Genomic DNA, 19,845 nt, shown 5'->3' with positions numbered 1-19,845 from the left:
AGCGCGCCATGAACAAGTCGACGAGCTGGTTCAACGTCACCTCCCTGGTGTTCGGTTTCGCCTTCCTCTACGTGCCGATCCTCATCCTTGTGGTCTACTCCTTCAACGCGTCCAAGCTGGTGACGGTCTGGGGTGGCTTTTCGACGCGTTGGTACGTCGAGCTGGTTCGCGACCAGGCGATCATCGACGCCGCCTGGGTGACCATCCGCGTCGGCATCCTGTCGGCGTCGTTCGCCACTGTCCTCGGTACCATGGCGGCGCTGGTTCTCGACCGCTACAGCAAATTCCATGGTCGCGCCCTGTTTTCGGGCATGGTCTATGCGCCGCTGGTCATGCCGGAGGTGATCACCGGCCTGTCGCTCCTGCTGCTGTTCGTCGCCATCGGCTTCGACCGTGGCTTTTGGGCGGTGGTGATCGCCCACACGACGCTCACCATGTGCTTCGTCGCCGTCGTGGTGCAGTCGCGTCTCGTCACGCTCGATCGCAGCCTGGAGGAGGCGGCCCTCGATCTCGGCTGCCCACCGGTGAAGACCTTCTTCCTGATCACCCTGCCGCTGATCCTGCCCGGCGTGGTCGCGGGCTGGATGCTGGCCTTCACGCTGTCGCTCGACGACCTCGTCATCGCCTCGTTCAACACCGGCCCCGGTGCCACCACGCTGCCGATCAAGATCTATTCCATGGTCCGCCTGGGCGTGACGCCGGAGATCAACGCCATCTCCACCATCCTGATCTCGGTGATCGCTGTCGGCGTCATCGTGGCTTCGGTGCTGTCGCACCGCTCGCAGGTGGAGAGGGAAAAGGCCGAGCGGGCCGTATTCCTTGGCGGCTGAGCCTGAGGCGGCGGCCGGAGTCCGGCCCCGACCCGAGAGCCACGGAGTGGCTTCCGCACCCGGTGCTGCCGGAGTGGTTCCGACCTCGGATCAATTGCCCGGGGTGGTCTTTTGCTTTTAGAGTGATGGTCGGGTGAGCCGGACGGGAGCGCCCCGCGAAGACAGCTTGCATTTCTGCCGACTTGCCGTAAGTTAGAAGAATTCTAACCAAGGAGGTTTTCATGCGTGGGAATGAGAAGGTCATCGAGCGGCTGAACGAGGCGTTGTTCCTCGAACTCGGCGCCGTCAACCAATATTGGCTCCACTATCGTCTCCTTGAGGATATGGGCGTCACCAAGTTCGCCAAGAAGGAGCGCGAGGAGTCGATCGAGGAGATGCAGCACGCCGACAGGCTGATTTCCCGCATCATCTTTCTTGAGGGTCACCCCAACCTTCAGACCATTCCGCCGCTTCGCATTGGCCAGACGGTTCGCGAGATCCTGGAAGCCGACCTTGCGGGAGAGCTCGATGCGCGCAACTCCTATCGCGCCTCGCGGCTGCTGTGCGCCGAGGAAGGCGATTACGTATCGATGGAGCTGTTCACCGATCTTCTGAAGGACGAGGAAGGACACATCGACTTCCTGGAGTCGCAGATCTCCCTCTATGACAAGATCGGCGAAGCCGCCTACATCCAGCTCAATGCAGGCAGCACCGACAGCGCAGACTGATCCCCGCAAGGAGGGCGGCCTCGGCTTCGGTCGCGGCGCGCCCTCGTTTCGGTGTCCGGCTCAAGCCGGCGCGGTAACGCGTCGGCGCGTCGGCATGTTCTCGCGATAGGCGCGCTGCTGCTCGACGATCTGCTGCCGGCGTTCGGCCAGATCGTCGGTGGCGAGACGCTTTTCGATATGCGCGTTGATGACGTCGATGGCCAAGGGGAAGCAGCCGCAGCAGCGGCCGCGGGTTCCGAGCCGACGATAGACAAGGCCCGGCGTGATCACGCGGAGCGGCATCTCGGTCAGCAGTTCGTCGACGGCTCCCTGGATGTCTTCGACGGTCAGGACGTTGCAATGACAGACGATCATCGATGAACTCCGGGGGTGCCTGTGGGCGCCCGTGGCTCTCCGTGGCTCGCTCGGGAAGGAGAGATTGAACTCCTCGCCGCCACGTCCTTGTTGATAATCATTCTCAACTTCATTTTCAAGCACGTGAAAACCCGCTATCGGCGGCGCAGGCCTGCCGGTCGATGGATGCAGAGCTGCGCAACCCGTGTCGCCGGTCGCCACGCCCCAAAAGCAAAACGCCCGGCGGAGTGTCCGCCGGGCGTCGTATTTCGACCGTTCTTGGCTTCGCCGTTACTCGGCGAGGACGCGCGTCGAGGGGAAGGTGATCTGGATCATCGTTCCCTGGCCGGGCGTCGAGTCGATCTGGAACGAGGCGCGATTGGCTTCCACCAGCGCCTTGGTCAGCGGCAGGCCGAGCCCCGTGCCGCCACCCGTCCGCGACGTCGACAGCTGGCGGAACGGCTCCATGGCCTTGACGATGTCGCCCTCGCTCATGCCCTGGCCGGTGTCGCGCACCCTGAGCACCACCTCGCCGGACTCTTCATAGAGCGTCGAGACGATCACCTGTCCGCCGGCCGAGTTGAACTTCACGGCGTTGGACAGCAGGTTCAGGATGATCTGCCGGAGACTGCGGTTGTCGGCCACCACGGGCGGCAGGCTCGAGGACAGCGACGTGCGGATGATGATCCGCTCGCGGTTGGCCTGCGGCTGCATCAGCGCCGCGCATTCCCGCACCACGTCGTTGAGCCCCACCGCCTCGAATGTCAGCTCGAGCTTGCCCGCCTCGATCTTCGAAAGATCGAGAAGATCGTTGACCAGGCTCATGATGTGGGTGCCCGACACGTGGATGTCGCGCAGGTATTCCTTGTAGCGGTCGTTGCCCACCGGACCGAAGCGCTCTTCCATCATCACCTCGGAAAAACCGATGATGGCATTGAGCGGCGTCCGGATCTCGTGGCTCATCTTGGCCAGGAAGTCGGATTTCTGGGACGAGGCGTTTTCTGCGGCCTTCTTGGCGGAGGTCAGCTCCTCCTCGGCCCGCTTCCACTGGGTGATGTCGCGCAGCACGGCGCAGAACTTGGTCGTCGACACCCGCCCCACGGTCATGAACAACGGCACCAGCCCGCCACCGGCCACACGGCCGATCACTTCGCGTCCGTCGTTGAGCACGCTTGAAAGGGCGTTCCGGCTAAGACCGTCGAGATAGTCGAGAGCGGAGCGGTGGCTTTCCGGCGCCAGCAAGTCGACGAAGGTCATGCCGATCATGTGCGATCGCTCATTGCCGAACAGGGCTTCGGCCGATTTGTTGGCCCCGATGACCAGCCCCTTGTGGTCGAGCACCAGAACGCCGTCGGTGGCGGTGTCGAGGATGGCTTCCATATCCTCAGCCCGCTGCTCGGCCGTAGCGAGGCGATCGCGGCTCGTGGCGGCCGCCGTCTCCTGCACCACCAGAAGCGAGGCGATGCCGCCTTCCATGGGCATCGAGTGCAACCGGGCCGACACGGGAATCTCCACGCCGTCGCGTCGGCGAACGGCGGGAATGGCCGCGTCGCGGCTGAGGGCGGCCCCCTCGAACACCTGGGCGAAGCCGCCGTCGGCATCTATCGTGGCAATGTCGGGATAGCCGCAGAGGTCGAGGAAGGCGCGATTGGCGTGGATGATGTCGCCGCCCCTCAGGATGGCGAGCGCCACCGGCAGCTTGTCGAGCAAGGCGATGTCGACGACCGGCCCCGCTTCGGCCGGAACGTCCGGCTTGCGGCCGACCAACGGTGTCGGATGGGCGGGCGACCGATCCGCCGAATCGGCGATGATGCGCGGCCCGAAGGCATCGGCAAGCGCCTCTGCGATCTTGTCGAAGGCGTCACGCTCCGGCTTTGAAAGAGCCCGTGCCTTGTCGCCGGTCAGGCTGCTGAAGGTCGTGTGATGGGAAGCCGGCGACGCGGCCACGTCGGAAACCGTCGGTGCCGCCAACTCGGGCTCGGCCGACTCCACTGTGTCTTCTTCCACCGGAGGCGCAACCAGCGGCAGCGGTTCGGGCAACTCGTCGGTGTCATCCTCGGCGCCGGACTCGTCCGACAACTCCGTCTGGGCAGGCTCGGCCACATCGGCGATGGGCTCGGGCGACGTCCCGGCATTCTCGGCAGCCGCCTCGCGCACGGCCTCGCTGGGCGCAAGCACCTGCGGTTCGACGGCTGCGATCTCGATGGGGTCGGACGTTTCGGTCTCGTCCGCAAGCGTTTGGTCGGCGTCCTCGACCAGTTCGACTTCTTCCGGCGCGGCATCAACTCCGACAGCTTCCTCGGGCGTATCGGCCGTCTGCTCGACCGCAACTTCCATGTCGGCGGTGTCCGGTTCGATAGCGTCGATCTCGGGCGTCAGGTCGGCCGAGTCGTCGATGTCTTCGACGGCCGTTTCGGCCGCGATCGGCGCGTCGCCCTCGGGTACCACCTCATCCGTCGGGACCTCGCCTGCGGCCTCGATCTCCCCGGCAACGGGGCGTTCGAGAACCTCGTCCGGTGCGACGGTTTCCTCGCTCGCGGTCGTCTCGTCGAAGGGAGAGGCCGGTGCAGCGCTGCCAACCAGCGGCAGTGGAGCGACCTCGTCGGGCTCGGAGGCGGCGATCGGCTCGGCGGGTACGGGAGCCTCGAAGGCGGCTCCGGTCTTCAGGACGCCGAAGCCGCGATAGCCCCGGAAGGCCCGTTCGCGCCCGAACACCGGCATGCCCGCCAGATCGGCCGGAACCCTGAGGTTCTCGCCCTCCACCGGCCAGTCGACGGTGAGCCCGGTGAACGTGTCGCGATGACCGAGCGCCTCGGCAATCCGTCCAGCCGGGTCGAACTCGAGACGGCCGGCGACCTCGGACCAGGTTCGGCCAAGAATGTCCGCCATGTCGGGGCCGACCGTCGCGGCGAGGTCGGCCGAAACGAAGGTAAAGGCGAGGCGCGGATCCAGTTCGAAGACGAAGCGCACCGCCCGTCCGTGGGCGGGGAAGATGAATGCCTGCTCGGCGGCCGTCGTCGGCAGCGCTTCGTCGGGTTCGACCGGAGCGTCTTCGGTCTGCGGCTCGATGGCGTCGACCGCCTCCGACGTTGATTCCTCCGAAACGTCCTCGGCATGCTCGGTCGGTTCCGGCAAGGCTTCTTCGGCAACTGCCGCGGACAGTGCGCGTTGGGCGTCCTCAGTGTTCGTATCGACCGCCTCCGCCACGATGCTCTCGGCGGATGCTTCCTGCTCGAACGCTGTGTCCTCTTCGAGACTGTCGGGGATAGTCTCCTCGGAAGCCGCTTCGGTGGTTTCCTCCGTCTCCGGCAAGGGAGCGTCCATGACGGCTTCGGTATCGTCCGCGGCAAGATCGGGCGCTGTTCCGTCGGCCCCGATCTCGTCGGTCGCGATGTCGTCGCTGACGGCTTCAATCCGTGCGGCGTCATCGGGCTGCTGGGCGTCGGCGGCTTCGGCCGGCTCGGCTTCCTCGGCCATCGCCGGGATATCCGCATCGGGGACGGGCTGAGCCGTGGCATTCAGCGTCGCGAAGGCTGCGATCGGGTCGCCAGCGAAGGAACCCGTGCCGTCGACAATGGTCAGGAGGATCGCCTTGACGCCGTCGGTAGAGACGCGGCTGGCTTTGCAGACCGTCGGCCGGGGTAACATGCCGCGTTGCAGCGGCAGACGTTCGATCCGGTCCTGGCCGCTGACCAGCATCTCGTCCAACATGGCAATGCGCCGGGCAAACGGCGAGGAGGTGGCAAAGCGCAGGTCCGTCAGCTTCTCAACCGACGCCACGCCGAAAAAGGCGGCGCCTGCGGCGTTCGCCCACAGCAGCCGGCTGCCGGTTCGGTCCACGACGAGAGATGGCCGACTATCGGCCACGAGCGCGCCGAGGCTTTCGGTTTGGCCGAGGACTCTGAACAGATCTGCTCCGCCGGACATGCCGCGTCTCCAACTTTCCCACTACGGGGGCGTTTCGACCGGTGGCATCAACAGCCAAACCCGCTGTTCCCGGTCGGCTGGCCGGGCCGAACAACAAAGGTGCGGCCCGTACAACTTCTTCAGTCAACGATACGTTAATAATATGGCGTCGGTGCGAGCGCCACAGTCGAATGCGAGGGTGGGCCGGCAACTTTTCAATAACCTTAACTTCAAGATCTGGGGGAGTTTACCACAATGGCGATTGCCACTAGGTGTCCTACGCCCACCGGTGGAACATCGTTTTGCGTCAACAGGATGTGAGGCGAGTTTGGCTACTCGCCGCACTATTGTATTCCAAATGGCGGAAATCTCCGGAAAATGACGGTCTTGCGGAGGACGGCCATTGGAACCTCGGGGCGCGACCAGCCGCACAAGCCCGAGTACTCGTTTTCGTTGAACAATACGGGCCTTCGACCGCCTATTCAGTATTTCGGCAAGGATTTTGGTCAAGGATGCTGTCCGTACAGCTGCCGGTGAAGAGCAGTGAACGCGATGTAACAGGACAGGCGACCGCCATGACGAATGAGCCGATCGCAGAGGAAAACCGAGTGCGTCTTGCGACGCCTCAATCGGCGCCAGCGCCGTTCGCCGCCGCGTTGCTTGGCGACGGCCTCTTTGCTCGTCGTCTGTCGAACACCATCGTGGACGCAATGGGGCGGTTTGCCGCTTGGCCCTTGATGGTCGCTCTCCGGCGCACCCTGTTGCTGTCCTTGCCGCTGGTGCTGGTCGGTGCTTTCGCCCACTTCGTCAACGCCCTTGTCTCCTTCCCCTTTGTCGGAGCATTTCCCGCCGAGGCCGTCGAGGCCCTGCGTGCCCTCTGCGCCACCCTTGTCGGCGGCACCTTTGGTCTTGTCGCCCTGGTGGTGGTTGCCGGCTTTTCCCATTCGCTGGCCACTCTGACCGGAGCGCGCGCCGATCGTTATCCGGTCAGCCCGGCCAGCGCTTCCGTGGTGGTGCTGTCGTGCTTTTTCATTGTGGTGGCGCCCGAGACGATGGAGGGCTGGAAGGCCGCTCTCTCGTCGTCGCGCGGATTGCCGTCGGCACTGGTCGTTGCCATCAGCGCCAGCTACCTGTTCCTTTTCCTCGCGCGCCGTCCGTGGTTCCGCCTCCGCCTGCAGGGCTTCGGCGCCGATCCGCTCGTCGGCGATCTTTTCTCCGTCCTTCCGGCCGGGATGGTTACGCTGATCGTCTTCGCCACGGTTCGCCAGATACAGGTGAGCCTCGGTGGGCCGGATCTGGCGACGACGCTGTCGGCTGCCATATCGGCCCCCTTTGCCGGAGCCGAACCCTCGGCGCCGCTCGCGGCGGCTTACGTTCTGGTCCGGCAACTCGTTTGGTTCCTTGGCGGGCATGGCAGCAACATGCTGGCGCCGGTCATGGAACAGATGATGGCGTCGGTGGATGAGACCACTGTCACGGGGGCGGCCAGCGTCATTTCCTGGAGCTTCTTTCCCATCTATTCGGCCTATGGCGGCTCCGGCTCGACCCTCTGTCTGATCATCGCTCTTCTCTATGCCGACAAGGAGCCGGCGATCCGCCGTCTTGCCTGGCTGTCGCTGCTGTCGGCGCTCGTCAACGTCAACGAACCCCTATTGTTCGGTCTGCCGCTGATCCTGAACCCCATCTACGCCATCCCCTTCATTTTGATCCCCGTCGTTCAGTCGCTCATCGCCTATGCCGCGACGGCCGCCGGTTTCGTTCCCGTGGCCACCGAAGCGGTCTCATGGACGATGCCGGCGCCGCTCAGCGGCTATCTGGCCACCGGCTCGTCGGCCGGGGCCTTTTTGCAGGTCCTGACGGTTGCCGTCGGAGCGGGGCTCTATCTACCCTTCGTGCGGATTGCGCGACGGCTGCGGATGATCGCCAATGCCAAGGCGATGCAAACGCTGGTAACCGCCTCGGAGTCCGACGAGGTCGTGCATGGGCATCGGCTGATCGACTTGCAGGGTACCGCGGGGGATCTCGCCAATGTTCTTGCCCGGGATATCGCGGACGCGCTGGGAGAGACCGATCAGCTTTTCCTTCAATATCAGCCGCAAGTCTGCGTCGAAGAATGCCGGGTGTTTGGCGTCGAGGCCTTGTTGCGCTGGGATCATGAGGTTTACGGCCGAATCCCGCCGTCGGTAACGGTGGCCTTGGCCGAGGACATGCGCATCATCGACCGGTTGGGCGAGCACGTGCTGCGTCTTGCCTGCCGGCAGCGCGTCGCCTGGGGGACATCGGTCCCCGACGACCTCATCGTCTCCGTCAATGTGTCGCCCCTCCAATTGCGGGACGCCGACTTCGACCTGAGGGTTCTGCGCGTTCTCGCCGAGGAGAAGCTCGATCCGCATCTCGTCGAACTGGAAATCACTGAGTCGACATCGCTCGCACCGGCGGTTCAGTCGATCGGGGCCTTGCTCCGCCTGCGCAATGCCGGTGTCCGCATCGCTCTCGACGATTTCGGCATGGGTCACACGTCGCTGCACTATCTGCGCGAACTGCCGCTCGACACACTGAAGATCGATCGCTCGCTCACCTTTACCAGCCAGGGCGATCTCAACGAGCACGTGATCCGGTCGATCGTCGCCCTCAGTCGCACGCTCGGCCTGCGCGCCGTGGTGGAAGGCATCGAGCAACCCGATCAGCTTCCGAGGTTCATCGATCTCGGCTGCGCTCGCTTCCAGGGCTATCTGTTCTCAAGACCGCTCGAAAGCGGCCCCTGCCTGGACTACATCCGGGCCAACACTGGCATCGCGGCTTAAGTCTGTCCGGCTCCGTCTGGGATGGTGGCCGAAAGCGTGGTACCAAACTGCGGAACGACTGCGCGACCGTTTGTAAGGTCGAAGTGGGCCGGTTTGGCTCTCCGTCGCGGCCGCGAAAAATGTGCGATGGGAGGCTTCATGTCCGTCACCTCGTTAGCTGCGCTCGCTGCCATCATCGATCATACCATCTTGCGACCGGACGCCACCGAGGCGGACGTCGAGCGGTTCTGCGCCGAGGCGATGCAGTGGAACTTCGCCGCCGTCTGCGTCAACCCGCTCCATGTTCCGCGCGCCGCGGCCGCCTTGCGCGGTTCGGCGGTCAAGGCCTGTTCGGTCGTCGGCTTCCCGCTTGGCGCGACGCCGACCGAACTCAAGCGTCGCGAGTTGGAATGGGTGCTTGCCGAAGGGGCGACCGAGGTGGACATGGTGATCGCCATCGGTACCTTGAAAAGCGTCGGCGCGGGCCCGATCGGCGACGAGGTCGGCGTGCTCAAGACTGCCTGCGGTCCGGTGCCGCTGAAGGTGATCCTCGAAACCTCGCTCCTGACCGACGAGGAAATCGTCGCCGCCTCGCTTGCCGCCAAGAGGGCAGGCGCCGACTTCGTGAAAACCTCGACCGCCTTCACCCAGAAGGGAGCGACCGTCGAGGCGGTGGCCCTGATGCGCCGCACCGTGGGGCCCGAAATGGGTGTGAAGGCGTCAGGCGGCATCCGCTCCTTCGCCGAGGCCATGGCGATGGTGGAGGCGGGAGCGAACCGTATCGGCACCAGCCGTGGCGTCGCCCTGATGCGCGAGGCCCATTTCGGAACCTGAATCCGCCGCCGGATCCAGCCGAACGGATCGACGGTCGCCCAGGGAGCAGCGCCGTGGCCACCATGACGGGTTAGCCACGACGCCTTGGTTTGCTCAGCGTCAGGCGCTGGCCTTGCCCAGCAGTTCGATTTCGGCCGGGGTCAGGTGCAACGTCGCGGCGTGGGCGAAGCTCTCGACATGCGCCACCTTGGTGGCGCTGGCGATCGGGGCGGTGACGCCCGGCCGCGCCATCAGCCAGGCGAGCGCCACCTCGGCCGGCTTGGCGTGATGAGCTTCGGCGACCTGGTCGAGGGCCGCCAGGATGCGGAACCCGCGTTCATTCATGTACTTCTCGACGCCGCCCGCCCGGTTGCTGCCCTTGAGATCGTCGGCAGATCGGTATTTGCCGGAGAGGAAGCCGGAAGCGAGGCTGTAATAGGGAACGACGCCGATATCCTCGTGCATGCACAGGTCGCGAAGCGCGCCATCGAACAGCGAACGTTCGGCGAGGCTGTAGTTGGGCTGAAGGACCTGATAGGCCGGCAGATACCGCTGTCGCGACACCGACAGCGACTCCGCCAACTGCTCGGCGGTGACGTTGGAGACACCGATCGCGCGCACTTTGCCGGCGCGGATCAGCTTGTCATAGGCGCCGAGCGTCTCCTCATAGGGCGTCTGATCCGGCCAGTGCGAGAAATAGAGGTCGATCCGGTCGATGCCGAGCCTTGAAAGAGAGCGGTCTACCGCCTGAAGAATCCACCTCTCTCCAAGTCCCTTCTCGCCGGGCTCGCCAAGATCGGAGCCGACCTTGGTGAAGACCTTGAGCTTGTCGCGAACGCCCGGGCGGGCCTTCAGCCAGCGTCCGATGATGGTCTCGGATTCGCCGCCCCGATTGCCCGGTTTCCAGCGGGAGTAGACGTCGGCGGTGTCGATGGCGTCGAAGCCATGGTCGACGAAGGCGTCCAGCACGTCGAAGCTGGCCTTCTCGTCGATGGTCCAGCCAAAGACATTGCCACCGAACACCAGTGGCGCGATGTCGAAGCCGGTTTTCCCGAGCGGGCGCTTTTTCATTTTCCTCTCCGGTTATTCAGTGGCGGTTCCAGCAAGCGAATGCTCTGGAGGCGCCACTTCCTCGGAGGGATTATAGGAGCGCGTTCGGCGCCCGTCATGTTCGCGCTTCGGCCAATGTCCCGAGGGCGTTGCGCGCGAAAGTCAGAACAGCACGTCGTCGAACAGATCTTCGCTCTGCGAGGTCGGAACGATGGGGGCGGGAGCGACGCGCGGACTGCCGCCAAGGATCGCATGATGGGTGTCGCGCTCGGCTGCCATCGTGTAGACGGCGAAAAGACGCTCGGAAAATCCAGCGTATTCCTGGGAACCCTCTAGTGGACCGGCACTTGCGACGTTGCCGAACATCCGGTGGCAGGTGTGAAGGTGCTCGCCGAGGTCCTTGCTGAAATCGATATGACGGGCAATGTGTCCGATGCGCTCGGCGACCGCGTGACCGCTTTCCTCGGCTTCCTTCAGGTGAAGGCTGGTTCGGGCGCTGGCCTCGCGCAACGTTGCTACGGCGCCGTCGATCTCGCCGACGATGTCGACACTCTGGTTTGCGCGCTCGCCGTCGAGACCGGCGGCGGTTTCCCGCATGGTCGACAGGCGTTGCAGGATGTCCTCCGCGGCGACGCCGAGCCGTGCGGCATAGGTGTTCATTTCCGCGGCCACCACGCCAACGGCGCGCCCATTTGCGCCCAGTCGGTTGCTGCGCAGATAGGCGTTGATGGCAAGGCAACGAATGTCGTCGCGCACGCTGCGGATGTTGCCGATGTTGCCCATGTTGCTGAGCAACTCGGTGGCGACCTGCTTGGTGGAGGCATAGGCCGCCGCCGCCAGGGTTCCCGATTGCTCGATATCGCCCACGACGCCTCGCGTCAGACCGACACCTTCCTCGATGGCCTGCATCTCGCCGCCACCGTTGCAGCCTGCCTTGCCGGTCAGCGTCAGCACGCGTGAGGCTTCGCCTGCCAGGCCTTCGATCGTGGCCACGACCACGCGCGTCTGTTCGGTGAAGTCCTTGATCAGGGCCGATGTCTGGGCGGCCAGCAGGCGTATGCCGGCCTGGGAGAGAACCTCGGCCTGGTGATCCGAGCCGCACTTGGCCTGTTCGTCGAGGAGGATGGCGATGCCGGCCTGAACGTGCTCGATGCGCTGCCGGGCCACGTCTCCCGCTTGCAGTGCCGACAGAACCTTGCCGACCTTTTCCTGCACCGACTTCGCCACGTCGGCTGCGCCGACAGCAAGCTTTCTGAGGCCCGAGCGGCGATCGCGCACGGCCTCGAGTGCTTCGGTCAGCGTGGACGAAACCGTCGTGACCTGGTTCGCGATGCCGGTTCCCTTGCCACCCGAGCAGGCCACCGCGACCTGAACGCCGAGCTGGCCCACCTTGTCGGCGAAGATTTCGATCTGCTCGATCGCCGATCCCACGTACTTGTCGACGTCATCGGCGAACTGGGCAAACTCGGTGACGCCGGCCCCGGCGATGCGGGTCTCCATGGCGCAGGTATTGAGATAGCGCAGCGAGCGCTGCATGTCGCGGATGCGCGGAGCGATGGCTTCGCTGTCCTCAAGAACCGAGGAGAGGCGCTGGCCGGCGGCGACTTCGGTCTCGACGAGGTCGGCGAGGCCCTTCAGCGTGGCGGTCAGCCGAGCAGCCGCCTCATCGCAGGCATGGTCGTCGAGGGCGCCGGTTATGCCATCGATTGCCGCCAGAAGTCGGGCGACGATGTCATAGGCGGCCATCAGGGCCTTGCCGCCTTCAACGAAACGTTCCTCGATCTGCGAACGGGCCGCCTCAAGCTGATCGGAGACCGCGCGGAGATCGGGTTGGCGGGACGTGCCTTCTGAAATCACTCTGCCACTCCTGTCCTGCGCGGATAGTTCCAGAAAAGAGTGAAATATCGGTTCATCGCTCGCAGCCGTTTGTTCGCCGGTCCGGCGATCATCGCCGGACATGGAGTGCAACGGTGCTTTCCACTCTGTCGCCAAACGTGCGATAAGCCCTTGCATCCTTTCCGGAATGGACTCCGCAGATCATGACCGAGAAGCCGCCTCGCGAGGGCAAGCGCCCGACGATTGCCGACGTGGCGCGCGTCGCCGGTGTGGCGCCGGCCATCGTCTCGCGAGCCCTGTCCCCAAGCCACCGCCCGGTTTCGCTGGAGAAGAAGGAGCGGGTTCTGAAGGCGGCGGCGGAGCTCGGCTATCATCAGAACCCGCTGGCGCGTGGGCTTGCCACCAAGTCGATCGATCTGGTCGCCGTCATCATCAACTATCTCAGCGATCTCTCCGATCTCGATCTGTTCGACCCGCTGCTGGAGGGCATCCAGTCGCTTGGCAAACAGGCCATCCTGATCCGCGTCGGCCGCACCAAGCGCATCGACGATTTCCTGCGCAATTCGCTGACCTATCACGTGCATGCCGCGCTGGTGTTTTCCGACTTCGCCGATGCCGGCGAAGTCCGCGCCCTGTTCCATAGCGACAACGTGCTGATGCTGAACGGGCGGTCCGACGCCGAGAGCGCTCGCATTCACATCGACGAGGAGAGCGGTATCGGCGAATTGGTGCGCCACGCCCGCGCGAGGGGCGTCGAGAGTGCCGCGCTGGTCACGGGGCGCGCCAGTTCGCTGGTGGAGGAGGCGCGCATCGCCGCCTACCGGTCGGCCTGTGCCGCCGCCGGCATCGACCTCGTCGCCGAGATGAGCGGCGATTATTCCTATGGGTCGGGTTTCGGTGCGGTCGCGGCCATCGACAAGGCGAGACCGGATGCCGTTTTCTGCACATCCGATTCCATGGCGATGGGCGTGATGGATGGCCTGCGCCGGGAAGGCAGGCAACCGCCGGCCGACTATCTGCTCTATGGCTTTGACGCCGTGGAGAAGGGCAACTTCGCCGCCTACGACATTTCCAGCGTCGGCTTCGACCGTTCGGCCCTTGTTGCCGGCATTCTTTCCTTCCTCAAGGCGCCGGATGAGTTTCCCGGAGCCGGCCTCGACATCCCCACCCGCTTCATGTCCCGCAGCACGGGCTGAGGCCTCCCACATAAAGAAAAACTCGACGCCGGTTGTCACCGGCGCCGAGGCGGGTCTGCGGTCCTGAGTTGGCGGTCTTCAGCCGCCTCCTTACCAGAGCGGCGTCAGCGCCGGCGGATTGGCCTTCTCGCCCCACCACTTCTTGTAGTTGGCCTCATAGGCGCCCGACTGGATGTAGTCGGACACGAACATGTCGACCCAACGCTGGAAATCCGGGTCGCCCTGAGCGATGGCGATGCCGATCGGATCGTTGGAGTAAAGGCCGGGCAGGGTGGCGAGCGAGGAATCCTTGGTGGCGAGGTAGTCGAGCATCGACGAGTCCTCGATGCCGGCATCGACGCGCTTCTGCTTGAGGAGCAGCACGCCGTCCGGCGAGAAGTTGTCGGTGTAGACCAGTTCGGCCGTCGGCACGGCGCGCTTCAGGAAGGTTTCACCGGTGGTGCCGCGACCGACCACCACCTTCTTGCCGGCGAGGCCTTCCAGCGTGGTGATGCCGGCATCGGCCTGCACGATGATGCGGAGACCGGCGCGGTTGTAGGGGATCGAGAAGCTGACCGCCTTGGCGCGGGTGAGCGTCGCCGAGGTGTTGGCAACCACGAGGTCGAGCTGGTTGGACACCAGCATGGACACGCGGGCGTCGCCGGAGACGTCGGTGAACTCGGGCTTCACGCCGAGCTTCTCGGCCAGCATGGTGGCGACGTCAACGTCGTAGCCGACCGGGTTGTTCTGGTCGTCGCGGAAGCCGATCGGCTCGCCGCCGAGCGAAACGCCGATGCGGATGGTGCCGGCGTCGAGAATTTCCTGCAGCTTGGAGCCGGCGCTCGCCGTGCTCGCCAGCGCAAGGCACATGGCCGCGGCGGCAAGGGATGTCTTCAGAAGCCGATGCATGATGTCTCTCCTGTGATCAAAGCTGTTCCGATTGCCGCCGCTCGGGTGCGGGCATGCCGGGTTCCCAGAACCAATAGGATACCGGCTTCTCGCCCCTGAGCGTGACGACGCGATGCTTGTTTTTGTTGTCGAGCGCATGAATGACCACCTCGCCGATGAAGCCACCCTTGAGGGCGAGGAGGTCCTCGGCGGCGCGCTCTACCGCCGCATCGAGTGAAAGGCCGAACTTCAAACCCTGCACCACGGCATGCGAGGTGGCGCAGCGCATGGTCATCTCGCCGGTGTGGGTGCAGGCGGCGACGCCGTAACGGCTGTCGGCATAGAAGCCGGCGCCGGGAATGGGGCTGTCGCCGAGCCGGCCGGGGTATTTCCAGGCCCAGCCGGACGTCGAGGTGACGACGGCGGCGTTGCCGCCGACGTCGATGCCGAGGAAGACGGTGGTATCGCGCACCCGCTCGGGATCGGTGATGGCATTGGACAGCGGGATCAGCGGCACATCCGGGAAGGCGGCGCGCGCCGTCTCGTCGAGCAGGCCGTCGAGCTTTTCGCGCCAGATGCGCTTGCTGTCGGGGTAGAGCACGTCGTCTTCGGTGAAACCGATTTCACTTGCGAAACGGCGCGCGCCTTCACCGGTCAGCATGACGTGCGGCAGGCGACGCATCACCTCGCGTGCCAGCGCCGCCACGTGCAGCGTGCGCGGCACGGCGCCGACGGACCCGACGGAGAGCGTCGTCCCGTCCATCACGGCGCCGTCGCACTCCATGTCGCCGACCATGTTGGGCCAGCCGCCATAGCCGACGGAACGGACGCTCGGCGCCGCCTCGACGTAGCCAATGCCCTCGACCAGTGCGTCGAGGGCGGCGCCCCCGGCGAGCAAGGTGTTGACGGCATGGGAAAAGCCGGGCTCGGCCTCGGTGTTGGCAAGCAGGATCAAGGCTCAGTCCTTTTTCATCTTGGACAGAAACTGACGGATGCGCGGCACGGCGAGACCGCCGTCCTCGGCGAAGAACTGCGCCGTCGGCAGGTCCACGATCAGCTCGCCCTGTTCGAGGAAGACGATGCGGCTCGATATGTGGCGAGCGAACTCGATCTCGTGGGTGACGAACACCATGGTCGTGCCGTCGGCGGCGAGCTCGGCGAGGATGCGCAGCACGTCGCCGGTCATCTCCGGATCGAGGGCGGAGGTCACCTCATCGAGCAGCAGATAGCGCGGCTGCATGGCGAGTGCCCGGCAGATGCCGACGCGCTGGCGCTGACCGCCGGACAGTTGCTGCGGATAGGCATCGGCATGCGCTCCAAGCCCCACTTTGTCGAGCAGCGCGCGGGCGCGCGCTTCGGCTTCCGCCTTCGGCAGCTTCAGGACCTCGATCGGCGCGAGGGTGATGTTCTTCAGCGCCGTCATGTGCGGATAGAGGTTGAACAGCTGGAAGACGGTGGCCGACGCCCGGCGGGCGGCGACGAGACCAGCCTTGGTGGAGACGTCATGGCCGTCGACAGTGATCTTGCCACCCGACAGGGCCTCAAGGCCGTTGATGCAGCGGATCAGTGTCGATTTGCCAGAGCCCGAGGCGCCCAGAATGGTCACCACCTCGCCGGGCTCGACCCTGAGGTTGACGCGCTTCAGCACGAGGGCGTCCCCGAAGCGCTTTTCGACGTTTTCGGCGACGATCATCAGATGCCTCCCCATTTCACGGACTTGCGTAGCGCCGCCTCGATGCGGCCGCCGGCATGGGCGAGCGTCTTCGCCGCGAGATAGTAGATAAGGCCGATCACCGCCCAGACGATGAAGGGCTGTAGCGTCCTGAGATTCAGGATGTTGCCGATCTTGGTGAGATCGAACACGCCGATCACCGAAATCAACGAGGTCACCTGCAACTGGTTGACCAGGATGCCGACGAGAGGCCCGACCGAGAAGGCGGCCGCCTGCGGGGCGATGACGAACCGCAGAATCTGAGACCGATCGAGACCGAAGACCTTGGCAGCCTCGATCTGGTCGCGGTCGATGGATTCGATGCCGGACCGGAAGACGACGAAGGCGAAGGCGGCGGTGTTGAGGCTGATGGTCAGCGTGGCCGCCTCGACTGGCGTCATCCGGATATGCAGGAAGGCCGGAATACCGAAGAACACCAGGAACAGCTGCACCAGCACCGGCGAGTTTTTCAGCGCTTCGGTGACCAGCACGATCGCCGGACGGCAACCGGGTATCCGGTAATGATGGACGACGGCCAGCAGGAGGCCGATCGCAAGGCCGATCAGCGTCGTGCCGATGAACAGGGCCAGCGTGACGCCAAGGCCTTGCAGCAGCAGGATGATGTCATAGGGCGTGAAGTCGGCGTAGCGCATCAGCCCCCCATCATGAAGCGGTTGAGACGACGATGGGTCGCCGAGATGGCGAAGGACAACAGCGTCGTCAGCGAGGCATAGAGCACCAGGAGCACCGCATAGACTTCGAACGGCTTGAATGTGGTGGCGGCGACGATCTTGGCGGCGCCCGTCAGCTCGTTGACGGTGATGGTCGAGAGGATCGACGAGGTCAGCACGAGGTTGATCAGCACCGAGCCCATCGGCCGCACCGAGACGCGCAAGGCAATCGGCAGCACGATGCGGGTGAAGATCTTGATCCGGCTGAGGCCGGACACCTTGGCGGCGTCAATCACGCCGGGGTCGATGGTCATGATGCCCGATAGGATGACGTCGGAAACGAAGGCGCCACCGGCGATGGACATGGCGATGATGCCGGTCTCAAAAGCGCCGATGTAGATGCCGAGTTCGGGCAGGCCGTAGAAGAAGAAGAACAGCTGGACGAGGAAGGGGACGTTGCGGAAGACGTCACCATAGGCGTTGGCGGTGCCTCGCACCCACCTGTTGCCGGACGAGCGCATCGACGCCGTCAGGGCGCCGAGCAGCACCGCACCGACGATGGCAATCAGACAAGCCGCTATCGTCAGGGCAAAGCCCTGCAACAGAAAGCCGATATGGGGCTCGATCACCCTCCAGAAACGCACCCGTGTTCCCCCGCCGTTTTTATTTGTGAAAGCGGTTTCACTTTTTGTAGGGACGATTCCGAGGACTGTCAAGCAAGGGCCAGTGGTCTCTGTTTCGCGAGCTGACTACGCCACCGCTGCCGTCCCCGATCCTTGGTCCTGCTCGCGCGCGATATGGGTGGCCAGCGCATCGACGAAGCGGCGGCCATAGGCTGGAAGCGGCGTCGAACGCGACCAGATGGCGGAGATTTCGAACTCCACCGGCCGTGCTTCGATGGCGATCGGCCGCACCGTGAGATCGGTCTTCAGAGCACGGATCGATGAGGGCAACACGGCGACGCCGACATCGCCGATGGCCATGGAAAACACCGTGTGAGGGGAGCCGCTTTCCAGCGCGATGCGTGGCTCCAGGCCTGTCAGGCGGCAGGCGGCATCGAACATCTCACGGCTGACGTGCCGGCGGTTGAGCAGCAGCAGCGGATGGGCACAGACGTCGGCGATGTCGATCGGAGCGCCCGTCCTGCCGATGCGCTCCGCCGTGCCGATGGCCAGCACGGCGAGGTGGCAGAGCGGCCTCGCCTCGACTTCCGGCGTTCTGGCGTAGCTCGACGCGTTGATGGTGAGCTGCACCACGCCGGACATCAGTTTGGCGTCGAGATCGGCGCCGCCACCCTCTTCGAGACGAATGTCGACGGCGGGGTGCTCGGCCTGCCACTCACGCAGGAAGTCGGGGAAGTAGCGCTCGATCAACTGCGAGCAGGCGCCGATCTTGAGGACGCCCGCCTCACCCTTCTTCAGTTCCTCGGCGGAGAGGCGCAGGTTCTTGGTGGCGATCAGCACCTCGTTGATGCGGGATCGCAACGCTTCGCCTGCGGGCGAGACGCGGATCCTCTTGCCGATTCGCTCGAACAGCTCCACCCCCAGCGTTTGTTCAATGCTCTGGATCTGGCGAGACAGGGCCGACTGGGTGATCGACAGCTTGTCGGCGGCGACGGTGAAGCTGCCACATTCGGCAACCGTCATGAAGCTTTGCAGCAGCCTGTCGTCCATGGCCCGCTCCCAGGTTGGGGATAAGCCTTACGTCGTACACGCGCGAGACGCCGCCCTCAAGGGCGGCCGTCCTACACCGTAAGGACCGATGCGCCGGTGGTGGCCCGTCCTTCGAGGGCACGATGGGCCTCGGCGGCTGCCACAAGCGGGAAGCGCTGGCGCACTTCTGCCGCTACCGCGCCGGAGGCCAGGCGAGAAAACAGGTCGGCGGCGCGTGCCTCCAGTTCCGCCCGCTCCTCGATGAAGTGGAACAACATCGGCCTGGAGGCGGAAAGTGAACCGCCTTGCGCCAGCATCGACAGCGAAAACCCCTCGATCGGTCCCGACGACTGGCCGAAAGAGACGAAAGTGCCGCGCTTTCGCAAGGATTTCAGCGAACCGGCCCAGGTATCGCGACCGACGCTGTCATAGACCACGTCGCAGCCGCGACCGTTCGTAACGCCGAGCGCCGCCGCTACGAAGTCGTCGCGGCGATAGTCGATGACATGGTCATAGCCATGGGCACGCGCTAGCTCGGCCTTTTCCGGCGAGCCGACCGTGCCGATGGCCGTGGCGCCGAGCGCCTTCAGCCACTGCCCCATCAGGAGACCGACGCCACCGGCCGCCGCATGCACCAGCGCCACGTCGCCGGCCTTCACGGCAAAGGTCGAGGTGACGAGATATTGCACCGTCAGCCCCTTCAACATGACGGTAGCGGCGATTTCATCCGAGATGGTATCGGGCAGTTTCACCAGCCGGTCGGCGGCAATCACCCGCCGTTCGCGATAGGCGCCGAGCGGCGTCGTGTAGGCAACCCGGTCGCCAACTCTCAGTGATTTGACGCCCGGTCCGATGCTTTCCACCACGCCGGCCGCCTCGGCGCCGACGACGAGCGGCGCCTCCGGCCAAGCATAGAGACCGGAGCGATAGTAGGTATCGATGAAGTTGACGCCGACGGCGGTGTGACGGACGACGGCTTCGCCAGTTGCCGGCGCACGGTCGGCAACCTCCTCCCAGCTCAGCGCCTCCGGACCACCGGGAGCGCCGAGCAGCATGGCTTTCGACATTTTATCTTCCCCGTCAGACCTGGAATTCCGGATCGACCGGGATTTGCAGGGCCTGCACGACGGCATTGGTCTCCGAGGCCATGCCGATGACCGATAGCAGTTCGGCGTGCATGCCCTCGGTCATGCCCTTGGCCTTGGCCTGAGCGGTATGCGAATGGATGCAATAGCTGCAGCCGTTCACCGTCGACACCGCGACGTAGATCATTTCCTTGACTACCGGCGACAACTCGCCGGGTGCGACCATCACTTCCTTCAGACTTGCCCACGTGCGCTCGAGAAGTTGCGGCTGGTTAGCGAGGCCGCGCCAGAAGTTATTGACGAAGTCCGACTTGCGGGTGGCGCGGATATCGTCGAACACCGCCTTGATGCGCGGGTCGGCCTCGACTTCGGCGTCGGTCCAGAGTTTCACGGTTGTCATGATCT

The 19,845-nt window shown here is 64.7% G+C and carries 17 protein-coding genes; 5 read left to right on the top strand and 12 right to left on the bottom strand.

All coding sequences use genetic code 11. From position 1 onward, the window contains the following. The first annotated feature begins 8 nt into the window (after window positions 1-8). Window positions 9-830 (top strand): ABC transporter permease, encoded by an 822-nt coding sequence (locus QQZ18_RS13185; protein ID WP_284541384.1) that lies wholly within the window; start codon window positions 9-11, stop codon window positions 828-830. A 221-nt stretch (window positions 831-1,051) separates the two neighbouring features. Further along, window positions 1,052-1,537, top strand: a complete 486-nt coding sequence (gene bfr, locus QQZ18_RS13180; protein WP_284541383.1) for a bacterioferritin — start codon at window positions 1,052-1,054, stop codon at window positions 1,535-1,537. Window positions 1,538-1,597: 60 nt separating this feature from the next. On the opposite strand, the gene QQZ18_RS13175 is transcribed toward bfr, so the two are convergent. Further along, a complete protein-coding gene (locus tag QQZ18_RS13175; protein WP_284541382.1) occupies window positions 1,598-1,891 on the bottom strand; it encodes a (2Fe-2S)-binding protein in 294 nt (97 codons plus the stop codon). 270 nt (window positions 1,892-2,161) lie between these two features. After that, complete coding sequence (locus QQZ18_RS13170) at window positions 2,162-5,797, bottom strand: PAS domain-containing sensor histidine kinase (RefSeq protein WP_284541381.1); 3,636 nt, start codon at window positions 5,795-5,797, stop codon at window positions 2,162-2,164. A gap of 554 nt (window positions 5,798-6,351) precedes the next feature. Here QQZ18_RS13170 and QQZ18_RS13165 point away from each other — a divergent pair. After that, complete coding sequence (locus QQZ18_RS13165; protein WP_284541380.1) at window positions 6,352-8,580, top strand: EAL domain-containing protein; 2,229 nt, start codon at window positions 6,352-6,354, stop codon at window positions 8,578-8,580. 138 nt (window positions 8,581-8,718) lie between these two features. Then, window positions 8,719-9,393: a deoxyribose-phosphate aldolase gene (gene deoC, locus QQZ18_RS13160; protein WP_284541379.1), complete on the top strand. Its 675-nt coding sequence runs from the start codon at window positions 8,719-8,721 to the stop codon at window positions 9,391-9,393. Window positions 9,394-9,492: 99 nt separating this feature from the next. Here deoC and QQZ18_RS13155 read toward each other — a convergent pair whose 3' ends face one another. Both QQZ18_RS13155 and QQZ18_RS13150 read right to left on the bottom strand, forming a co-directional pair. Beyond that, a complete protein-coding gene (locus QQZ18_RS13155; protein ID WP_284541378.1) occupies window positions 9,493-10,443 on the bottom strand; it encodes an aldo/keto reductase in 951 nt (316 codons plus the stop codon). 141 nt (window positions 10,444-10,584) lie between these two features. Next, window positions 10,585-12,279, bottom strand: a complete 1,695-nt coding sequence (locus tag QQZ18_RS13150; protein WP_284541377.1) for a hypothetical protein — start codon at window positions 12,277-12,279, stop codon at window positions 10,585-10,587. Window positions 12,280-12,461: 182 nt separating this feature from the next. Here QQZ18_RS13150 and QQZ18_RS13145 point away from each other — a divergent pair, with 182 nt between their 5' ends. After that, window positions 12,462-13,454 (top strand): LacI family DNA-binding transcriptional regulator, encoded by a 993-nt coding sequence (locus tag QQZ18_RS13145; protein ID WP_284541376.1) that lies wholly within the window; start codon window positions 12,462-12,464, stop codon window positions 13,452-13,454. Between the two features lie 90 nt (window positions 13,455-13,544). On the opposite strand, the gene QQZ18_RS13140 is transcribed toward QQZ18_RS13145, so the two are convergent. From QQZ18_RS13140 to QQZ18_RS13105, 8 genes are all read right to left on the bottom strand, one after another. Then, the gene (locus QQZ18_RS13140; RefSeq protein WP_284541375.1) at window positions 13,545-14,342 is read right to left on the bottom strand and encodes a transporter substrate-binding domain-containing protein; all 798 of its coding nucleotides are present in this window, start codon (window positions 14,340-14,342) and stop codon (window positions 13,545-13,547) included. Between the two features lie 16 nt (window positions 14,343-14,358). Then, window positions 14,359-15,276, bottom strand: a complete 918-nt coding sequence (locus tag QQZ18_RS13135) for an isoaspartyl peptidase/L-asparaginase (protein ID WP_284541374.1) — start codon at window positions 15,274-15,276, stop codon at window positions 14,359-14,361. A gap of 3 nt (window positions 15,277-15,279) precedes the next feature. Then, window positions 15,280-16,014 carry an amino acid ABC transporter ATP-binding protein gene (locus QQZ18_RS13130; protein ID WP_284541373.1) on the bottom strand — a complete coding sequence of 245 codons (735 nt, stop codon included), beginning with the start codon at window positions 16,012-16,014 and terminating at the stop codon, window positions 15,280-15,282. Beyond that, the gene (locus QQZ18_RS13125; protein WP_284541372.1) at window positions 16,014-16,685 is read right to left on the bottom strand and encodes an amino acid ABC transporter permease; all 672 of its coding nucleotides are present in this window, start codon (window positions 16,683-16,685) and stop codon (window positions 16,014-16,016) included. Before QQZ18_RS13125 ends, QQZ18_RS13130 begins: the two co-directional genes overlap by 1 nt. Continuing rightward, the gene (locus QQZ18_RS13120) at window positions 16,685-17,347 is read right to left on the bottom strand and encodes an amino acid ABC transporter permease (protein WP_284541371.1); all 663 of its coding nucleotides are present in this window, start codon (window positions 17,345-17,347) and stop codon (window positions 16,685-16,687) included. Before QQZ18_RS13120 ends, QQZ18_RS13125 begins: the two co-directional genes overlap by 1 nt. Window positions 17,348-17,452: 105 nt before the next feature. Continuing rightward, the gene (locus tag QQZ18_RS13115; RefSeq protein ID WP_284541370.1) at window positions 17,453-18,376 is read right to left on the bottom strand and encodes a LysR family transcriptional regulator; all 924 of its coding nucleotides are present in this window, start codon (window positions 18,374-18,376) and stop codon (window positions 17,453-17,455) included. Window positions 18,377-18,447: 71 nt separating this feature from the next. Next, window positions 18,448-19,422 (bottom strand): quinone oxidoreductase family protein, encoded by a 975-nt coding sequence (locus tag QQZ18_RS13110; RefSeq protein ID WP_284541369.1) that lies wholly within the window; start codon window positions 19,420-19,422, stop codon window positions 18,448-18,450. A gap of 13 nt (window positions 19,423-19,435) precedes the next feature. Continuing rightward, window positions 19,436-19,840 (bottom strand): carboxymuconolactone decarboxylase family protein, encoded by a 405-nt coding sequence (locus tag QQZ18_RS13105; protein ID WP_284541368.1) that lies wholly within the window; start codon window positions 19,838-19,840, stop codon window positions 19,436-19,438. Between the last annotated feature and the right edge of the window lie 5 nt (window positions 19,841-19,845).

It is taken from the genome of Pleomorphomonas sp. T1.2MG-36 (genome assembly GCF_950100655.1).
Taxonomy (GTDB): domain Bacteria; phylum Pseudomonadota; class Alphaproteobacteria; order Rhizobiales; family Pleomorphomonadaceae; genus Pleomorphomonas.
Note: the sequence above shows the minus strand (reverse complement) of the source record. Positions and strands in the feature narration are given on the sequence as shown.